This is a genomic window from Pontiella sp. (assembly GCF_041622395.1).
Lineage (GTDB): Bacteria > Verrucomicrobiota > Kiritimatiellia > Kiritimatiellales > Pontiellaceae > Pontiella.
Map to the genome: position 1 here is coordinate 1 of NZ_JBFJYW010000321.1, position 4,147 is coordinate 4,147.

Sequence of the window (4,147 nt, forward strand, 5' to 3'; positions counted from 1 at the left end):
AGTCCGCCGTCCGAACTGACCAGCGGCTCGTCAAAGACCGCAGTCACTTTACGTTTTTTAAGAGGTGAGAAAGGGAGTTGGATCTGGTTATCTTCGTTCATTGGCGGCCTTGGTTGTTTTTGCTGGGGAGCAATCTGCAATGCATTTTATTTGAGTGCATTGCAGCAACCAAGGCCGTTTTTATGAATTATTCAGGCTAGAGGCGCTTGATCTTGCGGCGGAGCAACCGCAGCCGGGTGAAGACGTGGTCGGCCCAGGCGGGCAGGGAGGGGATCGAATCGAGGTTGACCAGGCAATAGTCGAACGGCTCCCCCGTGTTTTCCCAATTCTCTTCGGTGAACAGCACCTCGCCGGCAACGCGGCGGGTCAGCAGCCGCGAGAGGCCGTTGCGCTTTCGCACATAGGCGACGAAATAGTCGTAGTCGATGCTTTTGAGCAGGGAGCCCATCTCGTGGATGAGAAATTCAAGGGCGATCACGGAGCGGTGTTCGGGAACGATCGCCAGGCTGGCGATGTAGAAGATCCGGTCCTGGTTTTCCCGGATGAAGCGGTTGGTTTCGAGGGCGGCGGCGGAATTGGCCTCGTGGATGTGGTGTCCGAGCATGTAGCCGATCGGTACGCTGTCCCGATACAGGATCAGGCCGGAGGCATATTCGTCGTCCAGGAATTCTTCGAAATTCTGCCGCTGGGCTTGCATCAGCGTCGGAAAGCATGCTTCCTCGATCTCCATCAAAGCGGGGATCTGGCTGGGCGAATGAATGAGTTCGGCGAAAAGTTCGAGCGGCAGTCGGTACAGGTTTTTCTTGTTCCGCTTCAGCTTGGCGGCAACGGCTTGTCGCGAGCGGGCGGCGCTCGGCGACTCGTTGCGGGTCGATTGGTCGGGGGGGGCAGACATGGGAGCCAATCTGATGCAACAAACCGGGCAAAACAAGCAAAGAAGAGGCGCCAATGAAGGGCGCGCGGGGCACGGAAGAACCGTTGCCGTTTCTTTGAAATGCTTAAGTGGCATTTCTTCTGCTAATAAATTAACGTTAATAGAATTGTCGCAGGGCGATTTAATATGATTAGCATTGCCGCACTATTTCCGGCTCGCGTAACGGCGGAACCGGCAAAACCAAGGAGTTAACCAATGAAGAAGAAAATTGTATGGACAACGGGCGTGCTGGTGGCCTTTGCTTCGGTCCTTCAAGCGCAGACGGTGGTGATCGATTCGCTCGAGTCCACGGGCAAGCTGACGGCAACTGTTCCCTCCAATTCGGTTTACACGGTCGAGTGGATCGATTCGATGGGTTCTGCCAAGGGCTGGCAAACGGATTGGTCGGGGTTGCGGGAGCAGGTGAGCACGGACGGCGCGGTCGAGGTCGAGGTTCCGATGGCGTACCGCCTCACCTGCTGGACCAATGGACTGTTCCTGGATGTGCCGGTCGGGCGCACCTACCATTATTCCATCACCAACCAGGTGGGTGAAACGTGGCAGGAAGAGGTGCGGGTCATGGGCGATAGCTACATGCCGGCGTATTCGAACCATTACCGCACGATTTGGACCGAGGAGTGGTATGACGCCCCGGACTTGATTCCGGATGGCGCCCAATCCAGAGGCGCGGTCTTCCTGCGGGTCGACGAGGAGGCCGCTTACGTCCTTGATTCCGGGTTTGCACCGGGCCCGATGACCGAAGACCAGATCTGGAAAAACGGTCCGGTGGGCACCACCTGGAGCTACGTCGCCTCCGCGCCCCACACCACGGTTACGTCGACGGTCGTGGCGGTTGAAGATGTGACGATCGGCTCCACCACCTATGAGGATTGCCTCAAGATTCGGAGTGTCGGCGCGAACCAGACGTGGCTGGCGGAATATCCGATCCGCGAATACACCGAGTGGGTCAAGCCCGGCGGTTACGTGGTCAAACGCGAGAACAGCTGGGTTCACTATACCGTATTGGGCGCGATTCCCGTCGTTTACGAACTGCAAAGCTGGGAAGACCTGTAATCCATTTGTAGTCTCCGGGGGGCCGGGGCCGGCCCCCCCTTTTTTTATGGCGGAAAAACCACAACCCGAGAACCAGGAGCGAATGCACCTTCTGGAAAAGCTCCGCATTATCTACGATCTCTTGGATTCGGTAGACCGGCGGAAGCTTGCCCTGATCATGTGCATATCCTTGCTCAACGGCGCGCTCAATGCCGCCGGGATTGCCTCGATTCTCCCGTTCATCGGCCTGATTTCCGAGCCGGGGATTCTGGCGACCAACAAGTATATCCTCTTTTTCCGGGAATTCACCGGCATCGACAGCTATGCCTCCGTCGTGGTTGCTTTTGGGCTCGTTTCGTTGGCGATCCTGATTGTCTCGAATGCCTTCTCCGCCTTCGAGAGCTGGTACGGCGTCCTGTTCGGCGCCACCAAAAACCAGGTCTTTTCCGCCCGGTTGCTGAAAAACTATCTCGGCATCGATGTGCTCGAATTCGAAAAGAAGCCGAGCGCCGAGCGGGCCAAGGAGGTGCTGTCCGATGTCGGGCGCGTGGTGATTTCGACGCTGTTTGCGACGCTGGACCTCATTTCGGATATCATGGTTTCGGTGTTCGTGGTGGGGCTGCTGCTCTGGATCGATTGGCGCGTGACGCTGGTGGTTTTCAGCGCGCTGATCCTGATCCACTACCTGATCAATTTCTTCACCTCGTCGCAGCTCGACGCCTTGGGCAAACGCTATGCCAAGCTGCAGGCCTCGCTCTACAGCCATGTGCTGGAGTCGCTAAAGCTGAACAAGGAAATCAAGCTCAACAGCCTGGCCCCCTATTTCGTGAAGCGCTTTTCGCTCACGGCCGGGCAGATGGTTAAAAACAGCGTGAGAAGCTCGCTGGTGAGCGAGTTGCCGCAGCGGCTTCTCGAAGTGGTGGCGTTCGGGGTCATCATGGCGGTGGCGCTCTATTTCGCGGTCTTTGCCGAAGACGGCAGCCAGCCGGTCACGATCATCGGGATGTATGCCGTGGCCGCCTACCGCCTGATCCCCACCGTCAATAGCATCTTCAACAAGGTCAAGGAGATCTGGTACGACACGGCCATTCTCGAAGAGATTGTCCGGGCGCTCGCCGAGCCCGATGAGCCGGAAGAGGATCCGGGCGCGCTGACCTGGCCGTCGCAGACCATTGCGCTGCGCAAGATCTCCTTCGCCTATTCCGAATCGGGCCCGTTCCATCTCGACGGGCTCGACCTTGAATTCCCCGTGGGCCGCTTCACCTGCATCAAGGGGCAGACCGGTTGCGGAAAATCGACCGTCATGAATCTGGTGGCCGGGCTCTATCGCCCGGCGAAGGGCACGGTCGAGGCCGATGGCCGCGCCATCGACGCCCACGCCAGCACGTGCTGGAAACAGCGGATCGGGCTGGTGCCGGCGGTCGTCAACATCATCCAGGCGAGCCTGCTGGAAAACATCGCCCTCGGCCTCGAGCCGGAGGAGATCGACCGCGCCCGCGTCCACGAGGTATGCCGGCTGGTGGATCTCGACGGGCTTTTGCAGGGCCTGCCCAACGGCTACGATTCGGTCTACGGCGACGAAGGCCTCCGCTTCAGCAGCGGCCAGGTGCTCAAGGTCGGCATCGCCCGCGCCCTTTACCGCAACCCTTCGCTGCTGTTGCTCGACGAAAGCACCGATGCCTTCGACCTGAAGACCGAAAGCCTGGTGCTCAACCGGCTGAAGGCCCTGGAAGGACTGACCATCGTCTTCATTTCCCACCGCCCCTCCGTCATGGAACATGCCGACGTGGTGGTCGATCTCGAGGAGCTGCTGGAGGCCCTGCCGTGAGCGGCCGCATCCAGATCGAGCGGTTGGAGCACGGGCCGCACATCGCCGCCCTCGAACCGGAGTGGGAGGCGTTGCTGCGCGACAGCGTCCGCCCGACCCTCTTTTCCTCTTTCGACTATGTGCAGACCTCGCTTCGCCATCTCAAGGGGGGCGGGGAGGTCTTCTATCTGCTTTTCCGGGAAGCAGGTTCCGGGAAGTTGCTCGCCCTGTTTCCGCTGAGCCTATGGAACCAGCGGGTGCACCGTGTCGCCCTGCGGGTGGTCATGCATGCGCTTCCGCCCCCGACGACCGAGGCCGACAAACCCTGCCCCATCATCCACCGCGACCACGAAGCCGAGTGCTGGGCCCGCTTC

Annotated in this window: 4 protein-coding genes; 3 read left to right on the top strand and 1 reads right to left on the bottom strand. The window is 59.5% G+C overall.

Features of this window, described 5'->3' with window-relative positions:
- Positions 1 to 196: 196 nt before the first annotated feature.
- Positions 197 to 895 carry a hypothetical protein gene (locus tag ABYO54_RS14745; RefSeq protein WP_372809003.1) on the bottom strand — a complete coding sequence of 233 codons (699 nt, stop codon included), beginning with the start codon at positions 893 to 895 and terminating at the stop codon, positions 197 to 199.
- Positions 896 to 1,129: 234 nt separating this feature from the next.
- On the opposite strand from ABYO54_RS14745, the gene ABYO54_RS14750 reads away from it, so the two are divergent.
- From ABYO54_RS14750 to ABYO54_RS14760, 3 genes are all read left to right on the top strand, one after another.
- Positions 1,130 to 1,987 carry a hypothetical protein gene (locus ABYO54_RS14750; protein ID WP_372809004.1) on the top strand — a complete coding sequence of 286 codons (858 nt, stop codon included), beginning with the start codon at positions 1,130 to 1,132 and terminating at the stop codon, positions 1,985 to 1,987.
- A gap of 82 nt (positions 1,988 to 2,069) precedes the next feature.
- Positions 2,070 to 3,794, top strand: a complete 1,725-nt coding sequence (locus ABYO54_RS14755) for an ATP-binding cassette domain-containing protein (protein ID WP_372809005.1) — start codon at positions 2,070 to 2,072, stop codon at positions 3,792 to 3,794.
- Positions 3,791 to 4,147: hypothetical protein (locus ABYO54_RS14760; protein WP_372809006.1), on the top strand; the 357-nt coding region annotated here is incomplete at its 3' end. The genes ABYO54_RS14755 and ABYO54_RS14760, both read left to right, overlap by 4 nt.